This is a genomic window from Amycolatopsis kentuckyensis, from assembly GCF_041679295.1.
In the GTDB taxonomy this organism is placed as follows: Bacteria; Actinomycetota; Actinomycetes; order Mycobacteriales; family Pseudonocardiaceae; genus Amycolatopsis; species Amycolatopsis kentuckyensis_A.
Window position 1 is genome coordinate 35,049 of sequence record NZ_JBGDMD010000016.1, and the last position, 19,055, is coordinate 54,103.

At 73.2% G+C, this 19,055-nt stretch carries 15 protein-coding genes; 4 read left to right on the forward strand and 11 right to left on the reverse strand.

The features are described from left to right. Nucleotides 1–8 precede the first annotated feature (8 nt). Together ACERZO_RS45335 and ACERZO_RS45340 are read right to left on the reverse strand one after the other, a co-directional pair. A complete protein-coding gene (locus tag ACERZO_RS45335) occupies nucleotides 9–1,586 on the reverse strand; it encodes a DUF2207 family protein (RefSeq protein ID WP_372672187.1) in 1,578 nt (525 codons plus the stop codon). A 2-nt stretch (nucleotides 1,587–1,588) separates the two neighbouring features. Next, a complete protein-coding gene (locus ACERZO_RS45340; RefSeq protein ID WP_372672188.1) occupies nucleotides 1,589–3,301 on the reverse strand; it encodes a DUF2207 domain-containing protein in 1,713 nt (570 codons plus the stop codon). A 774-nt stretch (nucleotides 3,302–4,075) separates the two neighbouring features. Between ACERZO_RS45340 and ACERZO_RS45345 the strand changes: the two genes are divergently transcribed. Beyond that, nucleotides 4,076–5,041: a neutral zinc metallopeptidase gene (locus tag ACERZO_RS45345; protein ID WP_372672189.1), complete on the forward strand. Its 966-nt coding sequence runs from the start codon at nucleotides 4,076–4,078 to the stop codon at nucleotides 5,039–5,041. Here the strand turns inward: ACERZO_RS45345 and ACERZO_RS45350 are convergent. Continuing rightward, nucleotides 5,038–6,084 (reverse strand): RDD family protein, encoded by a 1,047-nt coding sequence (locus ACERZO_RS45350; RefSeq protein ID WP_372672190.1) that lies wholly within the window; start codon nucleotides 6,082–6,084, stop codon nucleotides 5,038–5,040. The two genes, ACERZO_RS45345 and ACERZO_RS45350, sit on opposite strands and share 4 nt — an antisense overlap. Nucleotides 6,085–6,118: 34 nt before the next feature. On the opposite strand from ACERZO_RS45350, the gene ACERZO_RS45355 reads away from it, so the two are divergent. After that, on the forward strand, nucleotides 6,119–7,126 hold the full coding sequence (locus tag ACERZO_RS45355) for a stage II sporulation protein M (protein WP_372672191.1): 1,008 nt from the start codon (nucleotides 6,119–6,121) through the stop codon (nucleotides 7,124–7,126). Here ACERZO_RS45355 and ACERZO_RS45360 read toward each other — a convergent pair. Genes ACERZO_RS45360 through ACERZO_RS45380 form a run of 5 tightly spaced genes read right to left on the reverse strand, consistent with a single transcriptional unit; the run spans nucleotide 7,123 to nucleotide 12,358 of the window. Further along, nucleotides 7,123–8,415 carry a DUF58 domain-containing protein gene (locus ACERZO_RS45360; RefSeq protein ID WP_372672192.1) on the reverse strand — a complete coding sequence of 431 codons (1,293 nt, stop codon included), beginning with the start codon at nucleotides 8,413–8,415 and terminating at the stop codon, nucleotides 7,123–7,125. The genes ACERZO_RS45355 and ACERZO_RS45360 overlap by 4 nt on opposite strands. Before the next feature lies 1 nt (nucleotide 8,416). Continuing rightward, on the reverse strand, nucleotides 8,417–9,382 hold the full coding sequence (locus ACERZO_RS45365) for an AAA family ATPase (protein WP_372672193.1): 966 nt from the start codon (nucleotides 9,380–9,382) through the stop codon (nucleotides 8,417–8,419). Next, nucleotides 9,379–10,518, reverse strand: a complete 1,140-nt coding sequence (locus ACERZO_RS45370; RefSeq protein ID WP_372672194.1) for a DUF4350 domain-containing protein — start codon at nucleotides 10,516–10,518, stop codon at nucleotides 9,379–9,381. The genes ACERZO_RS45365 and ACERZO_RS45370 overlap by 4 nt, the downstream gene beginning before the upstream one ends. Continuing rightward, nucleotides 10,515–11,156 (reverse strand): DUF4129 domain-containing protein, encoded by a 642-nt coding sequence (locus ACERZO_RS45375; protein ID WP_372672195.1) that lies wholly within the window; start codon nucleotides 11,154–11,156, stop codon nucleotides 10,515–10,517. The genes ACERZO_RS45370 and ACERZO_RS45375 overlap by 4 nt, the downstream gene beginning before the upstream one ends. Next, the gene (locus ACERZO_RS45380) at nucleotides 11,150–12,358 is read right to left on the reverse strand and encodes a hypothetical protein (RefSeq protein WP_372672196.1); all 1,209 of its coding nucleotides are present in this window, start codon (nucleotides 12,356–12,358) and stop codon (nucleotides 11,150–11,152) included. Before ACERZO_RS45380 ends, ACERZO_RS45375 begins: the two co-directional genes overlap by 7 nt. A 250-nt stretch (nucleotides 12,359–12,608) precedes the next feature. On the opposite strand from ACERZO_RS45380, the gene ACERZO_RS45385 reads away from it, so the two are divergent. Beyond that, entirely contained in the window at nucleotides 12,609–13,625 is a 1,017-nt protein-coding gene (locus ACERZO_RS45385; RefSeq protein WP_372672197.1) for a neutral zinc metallopeptidase, read from the forward strand. On the opposite strand, the gene ACERZO_RS45390 is transcribed toward ACERZO_RS45385, so the two are convergent. After that, nucleotides 13,618–14,037 (reverse strand): hypothetical protein, encoded by a 420-nt coding sequence (locus ACERZO_RS45390; RefSeq protein ID WP_372672289.1) that lies wholly within the window; start codon nucleotides 14,035–14,037, stop codon nucleotides 13,618–13,620. The genes ACERZO_RS45385 and ACERZO_RS45390 overlap by 8 nt on opposite strands. 78 nt (nucleotides 14,038–14,115) lie before the next feature. After that, the gene (locus ACERZO_RS45395; RefSeq protein ID WP_372672198.1) at nucleotides 14,116–15,198 is read right to left on the reverse strand and encodes a potassium channel family protein; all 1,083 of its coding nucleotides are present in this window, start codon (nucleotides 15,196–15,198) and stop codon (nucleotides 14,116–14,118) included. A gap of 91 nt (nucleotides 15,199–15,289) precedes the next feature. On the opposite strand from ACERZO_RS45395, the gene ACERZO_RS45400 reads away from it, so the two are divergent. Beyond that, nucleotides 15,290–15,658, forward strand: coding sequence for a DoxX family protein (locus ACERZO_RS45400; protein WP_372672199.1), 369 nt, complete (start codon nucleotides 15,290–15,292; stop codon nucleotides 15,656–15,658). Nucleotides 15,659–15,772: 114 nt separating this feature from the next. On the opposite strand, the gene ACERZO_RS45405 is transcribed toward ACERZO_RS45400, so the two are convergent. Beyond that, nucleotides 15,773–19,012, reverse strand: coding sequence for an ATP-dependent helicase (locus tag ACERZO_RS45405; protein WP_372672200.1), 3,240 nt, complete (start codon nucleotides 19,010–19,012; stop codon nucleotides 15,773–15,775). Nucleotides 19,013–19,055: the final 43 nt, after the last annotated feature.

The following is a 19,055-nucleotide window of genomic DNA, read 5'->3' on the forward strand; positions in this document are numbered from 1 at the left end:
GCCCCACCCTACGACGACCCACCGGTTCCCCGCGTGCCACCTCGTGAGTGAGAAACGGTGTTCTGACCCTGTTTCCCGCTCACGAGGTCCTGGAGGCGGCCGCGGTGGGCGCCCGCGAAGGTGCCCGCGAGCGCGACGGCGAAGGATCCGGCCTGGTCAGGGGCGATGTCACCGTCGTGCCAGTACACCGGCGGCGCGTGCTCGAGACCGGCGAACGCGGCCACCCACGGGCTTAGTTCGCCCAGAGCGAGCGCGTACGGGAGCCCGCGCGAGAACACCAGCTCGCGTTGGGATTTGTCGAAGTCCTTCGCCCGGGTGGTGGCCAGTTCTTCGGCGACGCCGCGGAGCCGCCGCGCGACCTCGGCGCCCGCGTGCCGTCGTGCGGGCAGCGCCGCCGAGACGGCGACGGCGGCGACCCCGGCCAGGGCGAGGATGACGCCGAGCTGGGCGTACCCGACGGTCAGGGCCAGCAGGACGGTGAGGAACACGCCGTAGAACACGACCCGGATCCCCGCGCGCCGGAGCCGTCCGGTCGCGAGCCACCCGCGGGCGGCGAGGTCCGCAGTCAGTTCCGCGCGGGGAATCTCGACGTGCTGCTGGCGCAGTTCGGCGAGGGTCACCGACTCCTCCGGCAGGACCGCTTCGAACACGGCACGTTCGAAGGTCGTGAGGTGGGCGTCGGGTGGGTTGCGGCGAGTCAGCCGGGAGCCGTCGCTCACCCAGAGGTAGTTGCGGACGGCGAGGTCGAGCACGGTCGCGGCGAGGTCGACGGGCCCGGCGCGGCCGTGCAGGAGGACGCCGGCGTGCCCGGGCAGCACTCCTTCCGGGGACGCGAACTCGCCGTTCTTCGCGATCAGGCCGGCCTTCGGCGGGGCGCCGGTGTCCCGGCGGCGGGCGAACAGGACCCAGGCGGCCGCGGCCAGCAGGAGCGCGCCGAAGCCCGCCCAGGTCCACGCGACCGGGGCGGTGAGCACGAACGCGCCGGCGATCGTCTTGGCGGGGACGAGGACTTCGTTCCCGGGGACCGTGCCCGGGGGCAGCTGGACCGTCGCCGTCATGCGGTCGCCCGCCGCGAGGTTCTGCTGGCTGAACCGGGTCAGCCCGGCGTGGTCGATCTGCGCCGCGGCGCACGGGACGGCACCGACCTGGCAGTCGACGGCGGTGGGGATCCGGGGCGCCGCGAAGGAGGCCCGGATGAACTTCAGCTCGGCGCTCCAGCCACCGGCCAGTTCCCAGGTGACCCGGTCGCCGGCGACGGCACCGTCCACTGTGTACCGGACGATCGACGTGCCGGACGTCAGGTGGACGGTCAGCGCGTCACCGTCCACCCGCGCGTTCCCGCTGCCTTCGAGGACGACGTCGCGGACGCCGTAGACGCGGTCGCGGTGGTGCGGAGCGGCGACCCGCAGCGGGACCCGGCGGTCCATCGTGACGCCGTCGGGCACCGAGATCGCCTCGGCGACCGAGAGCGAGCCGTCCCGCTCGACCTTGAGCTGGATTTCGGCGCTCTGCGGCACCGTCGGCAAGGGCGGCTGGTCCACCGGCGCCGCCGCCAGGACCAGCGCCAGCACCGCCCCGGCGAGCACGGTCAGCGGGCGGTGCGGCCGGCCGCGGTGAGCAGCCCGTCGAGCGCGGTCAGGAAGGACGGGAAGTGCGCGCCGAACCGGCGCAGGTCGTGGTCGGCCTCCATGCCGCCGTACCAGTAGAGACCGGCCGAGCCGTCCGACGCGGGGTTCAGCGCGGCGAAGGCGCCGAGCCAGCGTTCGGTGTCGCCCAGCACGACCGCGTACGGCAGCGAGCGCGAGAACACCATTTCGCGGTCGGCGGGCGGGATGTCCTCGGCCTTGGCGGTGTGCAGGTAGTCGAGCAGGCCGCGGACCTGGCCGACGAGCGCCCGGCCGCGGGCGGTGCGCGACGGCAGCAGCGCGGCCGCCGCGGCGACGGCGAGACCCGCGAAGGCGACCGCGACGCCGAGCAGCGCTTCACCGACCGTGAAGGTGAGGACGGCGGTGGCGGCCGCGCCGAGCGCGAAGATGCCGGCGCCGAGCCAGGTGAGCCGGCCGCGGGCGGTGTCGGGGCGGCGGGAGAACCAGCGCTTGGTGACGACGTCGGCGTACATCGCGTCGCTGATCTTGCGCAGGTCGAGCGTGCCGCGGGCGCGCAGTTGCGAGACGAGCACGGCGTCGGTGCCCGCCGGCAGCAGCGTCTCGTAGACGGCGCGCTCGAAGTCGTGGAGGTGCTCGTCGGGTGGGTTGCGGCGGGCGAGCTGCCAGTCCTCCCCGGGTACTTCGGCCAGCCACAGGTAGTTGCGGACGGCGAGGTCGACGACGGTGGCGCTGATGTCGACGACGTCGACGGTCTCGTCGACGACCGTGCCGACCTGGCCGGGCAGCACGCCGTCCGGGCTGGCGAAGAAGACGCGGTCGCCGTCGCGCAGGAGGACCTCGACCGGACCGGTGGCGGCGGTGAGGGCGCCCGCGTCCTCCTTGCGGCGGCGGAGGACGTGGATGCCGCCGGCGACCAGGAAAACGAGCAGGAGCGCGAAGGCGATACCGGTCAGCGGCGTGAAGGCGAAGGCGGTGGCGAAGAGGCCGACGTCGGCGAACTTCGCGGTGGCCGGCACGGTGTTCGCGGGCAGGCCGACGAGGAGGTCGACGCGGTCGCCGGGGGCGACGTCGTTCTGTTCGAGGCGGACGACGCCGGTGTGGTCGAGCTCGGCGAGGGTGCAGCGCTGACTCGAGCCGATGGGGCCGGCGAAGCAGTCCACAGGGGACAGTCGCGGCGACGGCGCGAGGAAGGAGGCGGTGAGCTTGGCGAGCGGGGTGTCGAAGCCGCTGGCGACCTGCCAGCGGGCCTGCTGGCGGCCGCTCTGGTCGGCGACGGCGCCGTCGACGGAGTAGGTGACGGTCGACGTCCCGCCGGTGAAGGTGAGGACGAGCTGGTCGCCGGTCAGCCGGCTGGTGGCGGCGCCTTCGGTCTTGATGTTCTTGACGGCGAAGACGCGGTCCTGGTCGTCGCTCGCGGAGACCTTGAGGGGGACGCGCGAGGTGAGCTGCCTGCCGCCGGGGACGGTGACGTGCTCGGTGACTTCGAGGGAGCCGTCGCGCAGGACTTTGAGGGCGACGTCGGCGGTGGCGCCTTCGGGCGGCTGGACGTCCTGGCCGCTCAGCTGCTGGGGTTTCTTGACCTGGTCGGAGGGTGCGTTCGGCAGCACGGGCCCGGCGGACGGCCCCTGCGCGGCGGCGGGCCCGGCGGTGACCAGGACCATGACGGCGGCGGTGACCGCCACCCCCCATTTCATCGACACAGCACCACACCCTAGAGCACCCGATCTATGCTGACGCCCGGAACGGCGAGATCACCGCAGGTACGCCGGTTCCGACGGGGAAATCGCACGGGGGGTTCCGCTTTCATGACGCACGGCCCGCAGGGTCCAGGTTTCGGCGCTGGTCCACACGACCCGCGACGGCCGGTCCCGCCACCGGGGGCGCGGCCGTTGCCGCCGCCCGGGGTGCGGCCGCTACCGCCGGGGCGGCCGGGCGGGCAACCTGGGCCGCCTGCGCAAGGCCCCGGTGAGCAGCAAGGACAAGGGCCCGGCGCGTATCCCGGGCAGACACCCGGCGGTACTTCCCCGCAAGGCCCCGGCGGGCGGCCGGCCCAACCCGGCCAAGCGCCCGGCGGCGCTCCGCAGCAAGGCCCCGGCGGCCCGGGGCAAGCACCGCACACTCAGCCCTACCGAGCGCCGGGCGGCGCTCCGCAGCAAGGCCATGGTCCCGGCGGCACGCCGGGACCATGGCAGGGCGGCGCCCCGGGTCAAGGTCCGCAGGGTCCCGCCGGCGCCCCCGGCCAGCCGCCGTTCCCGGGTCAGCCGCCGCAGGGCTTCCCCGCGTCCGGCCCCTACCCGCGCCCCGGCTTCCCCGCCCGCGCACCGCTCCCCCCACCGGCCGCGGCCGCGCCGCCCGTCTTCACCCCCGCCTACGCCGGCCCACCCCCGGGCTCTCCGTTCGGCCCGCGGTTCGCGCCCGGCTACCGGCCTTACGTCGCCAAGAAGTCGAACACCGGGGTCATCGTCGCCGTGGCGATCATCGGGATCGTCGCCGTGGTCGGGGGGCTCGTCGCGGCCGTCGCGCTCATCGGCGGCAACACCCGGCACGTCGCCGATGCCGGGTACTCGAGCACCTACCCGTCGGACACCTACGAAACCACCTCCGCCGACGAAACCACCGAAACCACGTCGTCCACCGAAGAGACGACCACCAGCCGGACCACCGAGCGCACGACCCGCACGTCCGAACAACCGAGTGGCCCGCGTTCGGTCGTCGCGACCGGGAACAACCCGATGTTCGGCAGTCCCGACTACGGCTTGCAGAACGTCCCCTGCTCGCTGAGCCGCTGGGCGACCGACCAGGGCAGCGCCACCCGCTTCTTCCAGTCCGGGATCGCCTGCCTGGACGCGATGTGGTCGCGCATGCTCGGCGCCGTGGACCTGCCGTTCCGGTCGCCGAAGCTGTCGGTGCCGCGATCGCTGTCGGAATCGTCGACGCCGTGCGGCAGCGGCGGCACGACGACCGGTGTCACGCCGTTCTACTGCCCGTCGAACGACACGATCTACATGCCGATGGACCGCATCGAGATCGACGTGTGGGGCAACCACCCCGGCCCGTACCTGTCGATCCTGGCCCACGAATACGGCCACCACGTGCAGAACCTGGCCGGCATCTCCGAGGCGTACGGCAACCAGCGCTACGACGCGGGCGCCGACTCGGCGATCGGCCTGGAGCTGTCGCGCCGGATGGAGCTCGAGGCGCAGTGCTTCTCGGGCATGTTCCTCGGCTCGGCGTCGGTGTCCGGCGGCTCGGTCGACAAGAACATCTACAACGAGGCGTGGAACGCCCAGGACCGCGGCGACGACTACGCCCGCAACGGCAAGCGCGACCACGGCAGCGCCAAGCACAACATCGCCTGGTGGCAACACGGCGCGACGAAGAACCGCAACCAGCAGTGCAACACGTGGCTCTCGGCCTCGGGAGACGTGTCCTAACTCGGTGGCGCGAACGGGTTTTCGGCGGCCGGCGCCGGAGTGCCGGACGGCGGAGTAGGCGGCTCCGCCTCGGCTGCAACGGCGGACGCCGACGGTCCGGCGGGATCCGGCGCGGCCCCGGCGGCCGACCACGGTGAGGGCGCGGCCGGCTGCCCGCCCGTCACCACCGCTCCGAGCTGGGCGTTCGCCGCGTAGCCCGCCTGCATGAATCCCGGCGCCGGTCCACCGCCGTTCCCGGTCGGAACGTGCCCCCGCGCCGCCTCCACCTGCGCCGCGTACGCCTGCATCGCGCGCGCGTGGTCGCGGTTGCGCCGCTCCGCCAGCACCGCCGCCAAGAACGCCCACGGCGGCACCCCCGGCGGCACCGGCGTCCCCAGCGCGTTGCCCACCTGCTGCGCCAAACTCCACCCCAGCGCGTGCGCCGCGTCCGCCGCCAGCTGGCTGAACCGCGCCAGGAACTGGCGGCTCGCCAGCGCGAGGTCGTCCGGCAGCCGGGTCAGGTCGAGCTGGGCCGCCCAGCCCTCCAAGCCCGGGGGCATGCCGATCGCCGGGTAGCCCGCGCTCTCCGGGACGCGGTCGCGGATCACCAGCGTGCCCGCCAGGAAGTCGCCCACCCGGCGGCCGTCGGACGAGCACAGCGACACGATCACCGCCACCGCCCCGAAGATCCCGAGCGCCCAGAAGTCGATGACGAACCCCGCCAGCCCGCGGGTCAGCGCGTGCCGGAAGCGGATCGGGCCGCCGTCGACGCGCACCACGCGCAGCCCGACCGCCATCTTGCCCAGCGACCGGCCGCGCGAGAGCGTCTCGAACAGGACCGGGTAGCCGACCAGGATCAGCACCAGGAACACCAGGATCAGGGTCAGCGCGAGCGATTCGTCCTCGCCCGGCACCGTGAGCGTCAGGACGAAGAACGTGCCGAGCAGCAGCGCGAACTGCACGAGGACGTCCAGCAGCATCGCCAGCGCGCGGCTGGCGAGCTTCGCGACGCGCAGGTCCAGGACGACGGCTTCGCCGGTGACCAGCTCGGATTCCTCGTGCACCGGCCCAGCCTAGCGACCGGATAGGGTGACCGGTGTGGATGTGGACGTCTTCGTCGCGACGCACACGGCGGAGTGGAACCGGCTCGGCGAGCTGACCCACCGCGGCGGCAAGCTGACCGGTGCCGAGGCCGACGAACTGGTGACGCTCTACCAGCGGACCGCGACGCACCTGTCGATCGTCCGCTCGGTCGCGCCCGATCCGGCGCTCGTCAGCCGGCTGTCCGGGCTGGTCGCCCGCGGCCGGAGCGCCATTTCCGGGTCGCACAACTCCGCGTGGCGCGAAGTCGCGTTGTTCTTCACGCGCCGCTTCCCCGCCGCCGTCTACCTCTCGCGACGCTGGTGGATCCCGGCCGCGCTGGTGTCGATCGCGGTGATGGCGGTGATCGCCGTCTGGGTCGCCGGCGACCCGCACGTCCGCGCGTCGCTCGGGAGCGCCGACGAGCTGAACCAGCTGACGAAGCCCGGCGGCGACGCCGAGGCCTACTACTCGACCGGCCCGGCGACGTCGTTCGCCGCGCGCGTGTGGACGAACAACGCCTGGGTGGCGGCGACGTGCTTGTTCCTCGGCGTCGCGCTGGGCCTGCCGGTGATCGGCGCGCTGTGGATGAACGCGCTGAACGCGGGCGTGATCATCGGTGCGATGAGCGCGGCCGGCCGCGGCGACGTGATGATCGGCCTCCTGCTCCCCCACGGCCTGCTGGAGCTGACGGCGGTGTTCGTCGCGGCGGGCACCGGGCTGAAGCTCGGCTGGACGGTCGTCGACCCCGGCCGCCGGTCCCGCACGACGGCACTGGCCGAGCAGGGCCGCTCGGTCGTCGTGATGGCGCTCGGGCTGGCGTGCGTGCTGTTCGTGACGGGGATCATCGAAGCGTTCGTGACGCCGTCGGGCTGGCCGACGTGGCTCCGTGTGGGCATCGGCGTGCTGGTCGAGGTGCTGTTCCTGGTCTACGTGTTCACGTTGGGCAGGCGCGCGGCGAAGGAAGGCGAGGTCGGCGACCTCGACGCGCGCGACGCCGGGGACGCCCTACCCGAAGCGGCCTAGAGCCGCCCCGCGGCCTTCAGCGCCAGGTACCGGTCCGCCAACGCCGGCGGCAGTTCCTCCGGCACCGCGTCCACCACGCTGACCCCGTGCCGCCCCAGGCGTTCCGTCACGCGCTGCCGTTCCGCCACCGTCCGCGATGCCGCCGCCGCGTCGTACACCGCTTCCGCGTCGTCGCGCCCGGCCAGCATCTCCGCCACCCGCGGGTCCGCCACCGACGCCACGATCAGCTCGTGCCGCGCGGTCAGCGAACTCAGCACCGGGAACAGCCCTTCCTCCAACGGCGCCGCGTCGAGCCCGGTCAGCAGGACGACCAGCGCCCGGCGCCGCGTGCGCTGGAGCACCTCGGCGACCATCCCCCGCGAGTCCGTCTCCACCAGAGAAGGTTCCAGAGGCGCCATCGCGTTCACCAGCGACGTCAGCAGCGAAGCCCCCGACGAACCCTGCACCGCCGCGCGCAGCCGACGGTCGTACGCCAGCAGGTCGACGCGGTCGCCGGCCCGGGAAGCCAACGCTGCCAACAGCAACGCCGCGTCCATCGCCGCGTCCAGGCGCGGGGCGTCGCCGACCCGGCCCGCCGACACGCGGCCCGTGTCGAGCACCAGCACCACGTGCCGGTCGCGCTCGGGACGCCACGTGCGGACCATGACGTCCGCCGCCCGCGCCGTCGCGCGCCAGTCGATCGAACGGACGTCGTCGCCGATCACGTACTCGCGCAGCGAGTCGAATTCCGTGCCCTGACCCCGGATCAGCACCGCGTTGCGGCCGTCGAGCTGCTGCAGCCGCGCCAGCCGCGACGGCAGGTGCTTGCGGCTGTGGAACGGCGGCAGCACGCGCACGGTCCACGGCACCTCGTGCGAACCCTGCCGCGCGGCCACCCCCAACGGCCCCACCGACCGGACCGTCACGCGCGCCGCCATCCGGTCGCCGCGCCGCGACGGCCGCAACGCGGTCACCAACGCCCGGCGCTCCCCCGGCGGAACGCGCAGCGCGTGCCGGTCGTCAGCACCGGCGCTGGGCGGCCACGCGTCCCGCAGCAAACCCCGCACCGCACGCCGGCCGGGGTTGGCGACGACCAGCGTCACCTCGCACGGCTCGCCGAGCCGCACCGACGTGTCGCCCGACCGCCGGAACACCAGCGGCCGCACGCTTCCCGCCAGCACGAGGTCGACGACCACGAGCAGCAGGAGCACCCCGCCGACCGCCAGGATCCCGAGATCCGACGGCGCGAGCAGCCCGACCACCAGCGCGCCGAACAGCGCGAGCAGCCCGAGCCTTCCGGTGACGGCCATGTCAGCGCGGCACGGGCACGGACGCGAGCACGCGGTCGAGGACGCCGTCCGCGGTGACGCCTTCCAGCTCGGCCTCCGGCCGGACGTCCAAGCGATGCCGCAGCGCGGGCCTGGCCAGCGCCTTGACGTCGTCGGGCGTCGCGTAGTCGCGCCCGGCGAGCCACGCCCAGGCGCGGGTCACCGCGAGCAACGCCGTGGCTCCACGGGGAGAAACGCCGATCCGCACCGACGGCAGCTGCCGCGTCGCCCGGCACAGGTCGACGACGTACCCGATCACCTCGGGCCCGATCGTCACGCGCGCCACGGCTTCGCGCGCCGCCGCGAGTTCGGTGGCCCCGGCGACCGCCTTGAGCCCCGCCGCGGCGAGGTTGCGCGGGTCGAAACCCTGCGCGTGCCGCCAAAGAATGCCGATCTCGTCCTCGCGCGACGGCGCCGGCATCGTCAGCTTCAGCAGGAACCGGTCCAGCTGCGCCTCCGGCAGCGGGTAGGTGCCCTCGTACTCCACCGGGTTCTGCGTGGCGATCACGATGAACGGGTCGGGCAGCGGCCGCGACTTGCCGTCGAGCGAGACCTGCCGCTCCTCCATCGCCTCCAGCAGCGACGACTGCGTCTTCGGCGGCGTCCGGTTGATCTCGTCGGCGAGCAGCAGGTTCGTGAACACCGGCCCCTCGCGGAAGGAGAACTCGCCGCTGTGGGCGTCGTAGACGATGGAGCCGGTGACGTCGCCGGGCATCAGGTCCGGCGTGAACTGCACGCGCGTGGTCTCCAGGTCCAGCGCCGCGGCCAGTGCCCGCACCAGCAGCGTCTTCGCCACCCCCGGGACGCCTTCGAGCAGCACGTGCCCGCGGCACAGCAGCGCCAGGATCAGCCCGGTGACGGCGGCGTCGTTGCCGACGACGGCCTTGCCGACCTCGGCGCGCAGCGCGATCAGCGCGTCCCGGGCCCCCGTCGCGTTCTCGCTGGTCAAGTTCGCCCCACCTCTCGTTCCACCCCGTCCAGTTCGCCGGCCAGCCGAACCAGCGCCGGGTCGTCCGGCACCGGCGGGCCGTAGAGCACCGCGCCGATCTCGTTCGCCGGCCGGCCGGTCCGTTCGCTCACCGACTGCACCAGCGCGGCCGCGTCGGCGTCGCGCGGCAGGCCGAGCACGGTCCGCAGCCGGGTCCGCGACGCCTCCCGCAGCGTCTCGCCCGCGTGGTCCGCGGCCTTCGCCCGCCGGTACAGCCGGGCGCGGCCTTCCGCCGTCTCGGCCGCGCGGACGACGATCGGCAGCGGCTCGGTGACCACCGGGCCGAGCCGGCGCGCCCGCCACAGCGCCAGCAGCGCGACGGCGATGATGGCCTGCCCGGCACCGTAGTACCAGCCGTCCGGGATCAGGTCGAAGATCGACTTGCGGGTGTCGTCGAGCCCGGGGTCGGCCGTCGACGGCAGGTACCAGACCAGCGTCGGGTGCTGCCCGAGCAGGCGCAGGCTCAGCGCCGCGTTGCCGTCGTCGGCGAGCCGGGCGTTCGTCAAGGGCGCCGACGAGCCGAGCAGCGTCGTCGTGCCGCCGGAGTCGGCGAGCTGCAGCAGCGTGCCGCCGCCGTCTTCGCCGGGGTAGCACGACCGCGCGCCGGGCGAGGCGTAGCCGATCCCGCCGAGGGTGACGTCGCCGGCCGCGACCGCCGCGGCGACCGTGCACTCCGGGCGCAGCGTGCCGACGTCGCTCTGGCCGACCGGCTGCACCAGCGGCAGCGAATCCTGCAGCGTCGGCGCTCCCGGCGTCACGAGGACGACGTCGGCGGCGTGCTGCCGCAGCGCGTCGAGCCGCTTGGCCGGGACCAGGTCCGGCTGGGTGACCAGCAGCGTCGCGTCTTCGCGGACGGCCGCGTCCGCTTCGGCCATCGAGTGCGCTACGCGGACGTCGACGCCTTGATCGTCCAGGAGTTTCGCGAGCGCGTGCGCGCCGCCGGGTTCGTAGGAGCCGGGCTCGAGCGCGCCGTGGGTCTGCTCGCCGCGGCCGAGCAGCAGCAGGGCACCGGCGGCGAACACGAGCAGCACCAAGCCCAGGGGGATCCGCGCGCCGCGCCAGATCCGGCGCACGTCCGGCGATATAGAGGTGCTCACGAGGCCGCCATGGCGATCGGACGTTCACGGCGGCAACGCTCGTCCAGCTCGGTCAGCGTGCGGTAGGCGGTTTCGGTGCCTGCGCGGCCGCCGTAGTGGACGTCGTCGAAGAGCCGCGCGCCCTGCCGCAGGTCCGCGGCTACGTTCGGCAGCAGCACCCCGGCCTCGGCAGCGGCTTCGTCGGCCGTCCGGCCGGAACGGGCGTCGAGCAGCGCGCGTTCCTCCAGGGCCCGCACGACGGCGCGGAAACGGTCGCGGACGGCGTCGTCGTATCGGCCGGCCGCCGCGGCTTCGGCGGCCGCGCGACGGTAGTCGTCCGCGCTCTGCCGCTTCCCGCCGAAGACGACCCGGTCGGCCCGGGACGAGCGGGCGATCTTGCCGGTGCGCAGCCGGACCACCACGACGAGCACGATCAGCACGACGAGGACCAGCAATACCCCGAAGATCCCGCCCGGGACGACGTTCGACACGCCGTTCAGCAGCTTCTGGACCTGCTCGCCGAGCCACTGCCCGAACTCCTGCAACGGACCCGGCCGGGCGGCCTGGTACTTCGGGTCGGACAGCTCCTCCGCGGCGGCGCGGCGGGCTGAGTCCCGGTCGATGTCGACCGGGACGTCGGTGAGCAGCAGCGTCACCATGCCTGCGGCGGCTGGACGCCGGCCGCCCGCGCCAGCTCGATGTCCATGCCCTCGCGGCGCATCCGCTGGTCCAGGTAGACGATCACGGTCACCAGCGCGACGAACGGCGTGGCGATGGTGCCGGAGATGATCTGGCCCACCGACTGCAGCAGCAGGTCGCCGGTGCCGGGCACGACCACCTGCGCCGACGGGTTGAAGAGCCCGCTGAACAGGCCGCTGCCGAGGCTGAACGGCAGCTGGATGATGTTGTTGACCAGGTACTCGATCACCCCGGCCAGCAGCAGGATGCCGAACACCCGCCAGAACGAGCCGCTGACCAGCCTCACCGACCGCGAGAACGCCTGCCGGAACGTGCCGCGCTCCAGGACGAGCGCCGGGCTGGCGAGCGCCCAGAACACGTAGGCGACGACGCCGGGGACGATGCACAGCATCACGCCGATCGTGGTGGCGATCGAGTAGACGAACCCGACGCCCAGCAACGGCAGCAGCCGCGGCTGCACCTCGCGCCACGCGACGCCGAAGGTGACTTCCCGGCCCAGCGCCGCGCGGCCCATCACCGCGGCCAGCAAGCCGTTCGCCACCGTCGTCAGCAACGTCGTGAGCAGTGCCGTCGGCAGCACGGCGATCAGCACGTCCCCGAACGCGCCGAACACGGCGTTGCGCAGCTCCTCCTCCGTCGCACCCGGGCCGAGCTCGGCGGTCGTGGCCAGGTTCTGCAGGTCGGCGAAGACGAATTTCTGCACGACGAAGCTGAGAGCGGCGGTGATCACCGCGACCACCGCGCCGATGCCGAGGACCACCAGCGGGTAGCGGCGGATCGTGGTGATCGCGCCGTCGAGGATGTCGCCGATGTTGAGCGGCCGCAGCGCGATCACGCCGGGCTTGCCGAGCCCGTGCGGGCTCCAGGGCCGTTGCTGCTGGTACGGCGGGACCTGCTGGTACTGCGGCTGGGGACCCCACTGCGGTTGGCCGCCGTGCGGGGGCGGCGGAGCCGGGCGTTCCCAGCCCGGCGGCGTCGCCGGTCCGGGGCTCGCCGGGGCGTCCGGCGGCTGCCACCCGCGCGGCGGCGTCGCCGGTGACGCGGAGTGGTCTTCGGCGGGCTTCGGATCACCCGTTCCGGGGGCGGGAATCTGGGGGACGCCCTGGCTGGGTGTCGGCGTGTCGTCGCCCTGGCCGCCGGGCGCGCCACCGGTGTCTGTCATCGAAGCCCCTCGCCTGCAGTGCCTGCTTGCCCACACTCTTTCAGAGCCCGTTGCACCCGGCCAGACCTGGGGTGACGTCCGCGCGCGGTGACACCGTGCGCACGGACGGGTGCGAGAGGCCCCGTTCCCCCGATATGCTGAATGGCGGGATCGGGTACCCCCGGTCCGTACCGAGACCCTTCGGGACTGCCTAGTGACGCAACCGCCCCACGGCCGGGTACCGCCTCGCGGGACCGTCCAGCCGCCGCCGGTGCCGGATGCGCAACCGGATCTTCCCTGGCTGGGCCGTCCTCACACCGTCTCCGCGCCGCGACGCCGCTCCCCGGCGGCCGTGATCGGCGTGTGCCTCGGGGCCGTGGCCGTGCTGGTGCTCGGGCTGGTCGCGATCGTGGCCCTCAACCGCGGCGAGACGCCGCCGGCCAACGCGAACTTCCGCGACACGCCGACGTCCCAGGACCTCCCCTCGCAGCTGCCCGGGGGCGCGGGCGCGCCCGCGTCGGCGTCGCCTCCGACGTCCGAGCTGTCGACGCCCAGCCCGACCGGCCCGCAGAAGATTCTCAAGCTGGCCGACCACCCGATCCTGCAGGACCCGAACGCCGGCCTGCAGAACCGCGTCTGCAACCTCCCCGCCTGGCAGAGCACGCAGGACGGCGCGGAAGCGTTCTTCACCGCCGCGAGCAAGTGCCTCGACGCGGCGTGGGGCCCGTTCCTCGAGGCCTACCACCTGCCGTTCACCCCGCCGGCGCTGCACTTCCCGACGGGCGCGAGCTTCGAGACCGAGTGCGGCACCATCCAGGTCGGCATCGCGACCGCCGCGTACTACTGCGAAAACAACCTGTACGTCCCGTTCCGCGGGCTGCAGACCGACCAGTACGGCAACAACCCCGGCGTCTACCTGGCCCTGTTCGCCCACGAGTACGGCCACCACGTCCAGGAGGTCGCCGGGCTGATGGACGCGGCCTGGCAGAAGATCTACGAGGCCGGCCAGAACAGCCCGGCCGGGCTGGAGATGTCGCGGCGCAAGGAGCTGCAGGCCCAGTGCTTCTCGGGCATGTTCCTCGGCGCGCACGTCGACCAGGGCGGCACGATCAGCCGCGACATGTACAACAAGGCCTGGAACGACCAGGAGACCCGCGGCGACAACACCTCCCGCAGCCACGACCACGGGACGAACGCGCACTACGCGTCCTGGTGGCGGGCAGGGGCGACGAGCAACCGGATCGCCGACTGCAACACCTTCGCGGCGCCGTCGTCCGAGGTCAGCTAGCGGTTTTGGGCCGCAGCGGGATGCTCAGCCAGAGGTAGGCGAACATCCCGCCGGAGAAGCAGGCGAACACCAGCAGGAACAGGCCGACCGGGCGCCGCGCGTCCGACGCCCCGGCGGAGGTGTCCGCGGCCCGGACGGTGACCGTGCCCTGGTCCGGCAGCACGTCCGGCACGCCGACCTCGACGCGCTCGTTCTGGCCGTGCCCGCAGCCGTTCAGCGTGCCCTCGTGCGTCTTGCCCGCGACGGTGAACTTCACGGTCTCGACGGCGTCCGGCCGGTCACACGGCGCGGGCTTGGTGACCTCTGCCTGTACCGGCGCGCCCAGGTCGTCGTTGGAGATGCCCAGCAACCCGGGCCCGGCCAGCCAGGCCAGCAGCACGACGAGCACGCCCGCCGCGGCGGGGATCGCCACCGTGGGCCACTTCAGGGCGAGGGATCGCGGGGGCACCTCGCCATGGTTCCAGATCCCCGGGCCGAATCCCAGGCCGCCTCAGCGCTGCTCGATCTTCTCCGCCTGGGTCACCTTCTTGACGTAGAGCAGCTTGTCTCCGGGCTCGATGGCGTCGGCCTGAGGGGAGTCCACGCGGTACAGGACGCCGTCGCGGACCAGGCCGAGGACCAGGTCGGACAGGTGCCGCGGCGAACCGCCCTCTTCGGACGGCTCGACCGGCCGCTCGGCGATCGCCAGGCCCGACTCGGGCGTGAGCAGGTCCTCCATGATGTCGACGACCAGCGGCGTCGACGTCGCCATGCCGAGCAGCCGCCCGGCCGTCTCACTGGAGACGACGACCTGGTTGGCACCCGACTGCTTGAGCAGGTGGACGTTCTCCGCCTCCCGCACCGACGCGACGATGTGTGCCTTGGGCGCCAGCTCGCGGGCGGTGAGCGTGACGAGGACCGCCGTGTCGTCGCGGTTCGGGGCGACGACGACCGCGCGGGCGTGCTGCACCGCGGCGACGCGCAGGACGTCGGACCGGGTGGCCGAGCCGTGCACGGCGACGAGGCCGAGCGCGCTCGCCGCGTCGAGGGCCTGCTGGTCGGTGTCGACGACGACGATCTGACCGGGGGCGACGTTCTCGTCGCCGAGCAGCGCGTTGACGGCGGACCGGCCCTTGGTGCCGAACCCGACGACGACCGTGTGGTCGCGCACCTTCGTCCTCCACTTCTGGATCTTGAACGCCTGCCGGGAGCGCTCGGTGAGCACCTCCAGGGTGGTCCCGACCAGGACGATGAGGAAGAGCACCCGCAGCGGGGTGATCACCAGCACGTTCACCAGGCGGGCGGACGACGTGGCGGGCGCGATGTCGCCGTAGCCGGTCGTCGACAGCGAGACGGTCGCGTAGTACAGGCTGTCCAGGAAGGACAGGCCGTCACCGTTGGCGTCGCGGTAGCCGTCGCGGTCGACGTACACGATGACCACCGTGGCCAGCAGCGCGAGCAGGGCGCCGATGATCCGCTTCAAGATCGAGCGGAGCGGGCTGACGGTCAGCTCGGGCATGCGCAGCACGCCGACGAGCTCGTGGTCCGGCCGATCGGTGAGACTGCCCAGCGGCAACCGCTTCAGGGCCTTCATGCACCCGCTCCCAGCGGCGGGTGTCGAGCGTCACTCACGCCCGGAGGATAGCCGAACGGAGTACCCGGCCGCCGCGTGGAACGATCAGATCATGGCCAACTCACAACGACCGGCCCACGTACTGGCCGGCGTGCTGGGCACGATGGGCGTCCTGCACTTCGCCGTCCCGAAGCCGTTCGACGGGCTGATCCCGGCCTCGCTGCCGGGGTCGCGGCGGGCGTGGACGTACGGGTCGGGCGCGGCCGAGCTGGCGATCGGGGCCGCGGTGGCGGTCCCGCGGACGCGCCGGCTGGGCGGGCTGGCGGCGGCGCTGCTGTTCCTGGGGGTGTTCCCGGGGAACGTGAAGATGGCGCTGGACGCGTCTTCCGCCCCGGCCCCGCGCCGCGCGCTCGCGTGGGCCCGGTTGCCGCTGCAGTGGCCGCTGATCACCTGGGCGCTCAAGGTCCGCGACCGCGCCTGACGCAGCCGGAGCGTCTTGAATGAGTCATTCAGGACCTCCCAAGACCTGAATGAGTCATTCAGGACGTCGGCGGAGCCGCCGACCACGCCACCGCGACTTCGACCCGCCCTCCCGTCACGCTTCCGGGATGTCCCGCAGCAGCCGCCGGAGGCCCTCGGGGTCCAGGAGGTCGGCCGGGCGGATCGTGCGGTTCGCGCGGACGTAGTGGAACGCCGCGCCGACCCGCTCCACCGGGACGTTCTTCAGCGCGGCCCACGCCATCCGGTAGGCCGCCAGCTGGACCGCCAGCGCCGGCTGCCTCGACTCCGGCGGCACCGAGCCCGTCTTCCAGTCGACGACCTCCCACGTGCCGTCCGGGTTCTGGAACACCGCGTCCATCCGGCCGCGCAGGGTGATGCCCTCGACGTCGGCCGTGAACGACACCTCCACCGCGTGCGGCACCCGCGTGGCCCACTCGCTCTTCTCGAACTCCGCCTGCAGCTCTTCGAAGTCCGCGTCCGGGGCTTCACCGAAGTCGGCCGCGCCCGGGAGGTCGTCGATCTCGATCAGCTGGTCGCCCGAGAAGCGGCGCTCCAGCCAGCCGTGGAACTCCGTGCCGCGGCGGGCGAAGCTGTTGGGCTCCACCGGGAGCGGGCGGCGCAGGTCCGCCGCCAGCTTGCCCGCGTCGTCGGCCAGCTTGACCAGCTGGCTCACCGAAAGCCGCGACGGCAGCGGGACCCGGTGGACGTGGTCGTCCTTGCGCGCCCACTCCTCGAGCAGGACGTCGGTGTCGGTCAGCCAGCCGTCCGGGTCGTCCTCTTCGGACTCTTCTTCGTCCACAGTGGCCATCGCTTCGGAGACCAGTTCCACGCCGGTCTGCACGCCGGTACGGCGGTCGGCGAGCGGATCGACGGGCCAGCGCCCCTTCCTCGAGTCGGAGACCAGCGGGTTCTCGTCTTCTTTTTCGGGCTCCGGCGCCCACTCCGCGAGCTGCCCGGCGCCGGTCTCGCGGAGGACGTCGCCGATCTCGGTCAGGAACTCCGACGGCCCCTTGTACCGGCTGCTGCTTTCGTTCCACCAGTGCCCGGAAACGATCAGCGCGTGCTCGGACCGCGTCAGCGCGACGTAGCAGAGCCGCCGCTCCTCCGCCTGTTCCCGTTCGACGAACCCGGCTTCGTGCAGCTCCAGTCCTTCTTGGACTTCCTTGCGGTCGTAGCCTTCCGCGATCCGCAGCTCCGGCAGGTCCTGCGAGTCACCGCGCAACGCGGCGGGCAGCGACGTCGCGGTCCGCAGCCACGACGACGACCGCCGCCGGCCCGGGAAGACGTCCTGCACCAGGTGCGGGACGGCGACCACCTCCCATTCGAGGCCCTTCGCCGAGTGTACGGTCAGCACCTGCACGCGGTCCGGCACGACCTCGACCTCGCCCGGCGTCAGCCCGTCTTCGGCGTGCGCGGCGGTGTTCAGGTAGTCCACAAAGGACAACAGCGTCGCGGTCGGTGCCGTTTCGGCGTAGTCGGTGACGACTTCGGCGAACGCGTCCAGGTGCGCGCGCCCGGCGGATCCCGGGCGCGCCAGCGATTCGACGTCGAGGAGCATCGTGCGTTCGACGTCGGCGACGAGCTCCGGCAGCGACTGGTCGAGCCGCCGCCGCAGCGCCGCGAGCTCCCAGCCGATCCGCCGGATGCGCTTGTACCCCTCTTCGGAGTACCGCTCCGGCGCCCCCGGCTCGTCGATCGCGTCGATCAGCCCGGCCTGCTCGACGCGCTCCACGACCAGTTCCGGCTCGTCCGTTGCCTTCTCCGGACTGGAAAGTTCGCCGGCCCGCCGCCACAGCGCGGCGACGTCGGCGGCCGCGAGCCGCCAGCGCGCACCGGTCAGCAGCCGGGCCGCCGCGCTGCCCGACAACGGGTCGGCGAGCACCTTGAGCGTCGACACGAGGTCGGCGACCTCGGGCTCGTCGAGCAGCCCGCCGAGCCCGACGACCTCCACCGGCAATCCGCGGGCCCGCAGTTCGGCGGCGATGGGCGCCATGTCGGCCCGGCGCCGCACGAGCACGGCGGCCGTCGGCGGCTTCCCGGTCTCCTCTTGCCGGGTGTGCCACCGCCGCGCCATCGCATCGGCCACCCACTCGCGCTCGGCGCGGATGTCCGGCAGCAGCGCGGCCGCGATGTCCGCCGGACCGGCGCCGTCACGCGCCCGCAGCCGTTCGACGCCGAGGCCGCGCGCCCGCAGGGGTTCGGCGATCGCGTTGGCGAGGTCGAGGATCTCCGGCGGGTTGCGGAAGCTCGTCAGCAGGCCGAAGTCGTGCGCGGGGACCAGGCTTTCTCCGTCGTGGCGCGGGAAGTCCGTGGTGAAGCGGGGCAGGTTGGCCGCGCTGGCCCCGCGCCAGCCGTAGATGGCCTGCGCGGGGTCGCCGACCGCGGTCACGGGCATCGGCTGGTTCTCGACGCCGCCGAACAGCGCCCGCAGCAGGACGCGCTGGGCGTGCCCGGTGTCCTGGTACTCGTCGAGCAGGACGGCGCCGAAGCGTTCCCGTTCGCCACGCACGACCGACGGGTAGCCGCTGGCCAGCTGGGCGGCCAGCGACATCTGGTCGGCGAAGTCGAGGGCGCCTTCGTTGCGCTTGCGGCGGTGGTAGTCCTCGACGAGCGGCAGCAGCGCGAGCCGGAAGTGCTGCGCGGCCATGATTTCGGTGAGCTTCTGCGGGAGCGCGGCCCGTTGCCCTTTGGCGCGCGGGGCGTTCTCGATGACGCGGCACATCCACGTCGTGTACTCGGCGAGCTGGTCGACCGAGACGAGGTGCTCGCCGAGTTCGCCGGCCAGCTGCAGGAGGTCCGCGGTGACGGTCGGCGGCACGCGGTCGGTGTCGAGCTCGTTGTCCCAAGTGGACACGACCCGGTGCGCGATCTGCCACGATGACGTTTCGGACAGCAACCGCACGCCGGGTTGGACAGGAAGCCGGAGGCCGTGTTCGGAGAGGAGGCGGCCGGCGTAGGCGTGGTAGGTGAGGACGGTCGGCTCGCCGGCGACCACAGTGGACCGCAGGCCGCCGGAGGGATCGAGCCGGTCGAGCAGCCCGGAGCCGGCGAGCCGTCTCAGCCGCGCGCGGACGCGTTCGCCGAGCTGGCGCGCGGCTTTCCGGGTGAAGGTCAGGCCGAGGACGCGATCGGGGCTGACGATCCCGTTGGCCACGAGCCAGACGACGCGCGCGGCCATGGTTTCGGTCTTCCCGGCGCCCGCCCCGGCGACGACGAGGGACGGTTCGACGGGCGCGGCGATGACGGTGGCTTGTTCGGGGGTCGGCCGGTGCAGCCCGAGGGCATCGGCGAGTTCGGCGGGCTCGACGGGATTGGCGATGACGAGCGGGCTCACGCGCCCACCCCACAGCGCCCCGGCAACGTCTTGAATGAGTCAT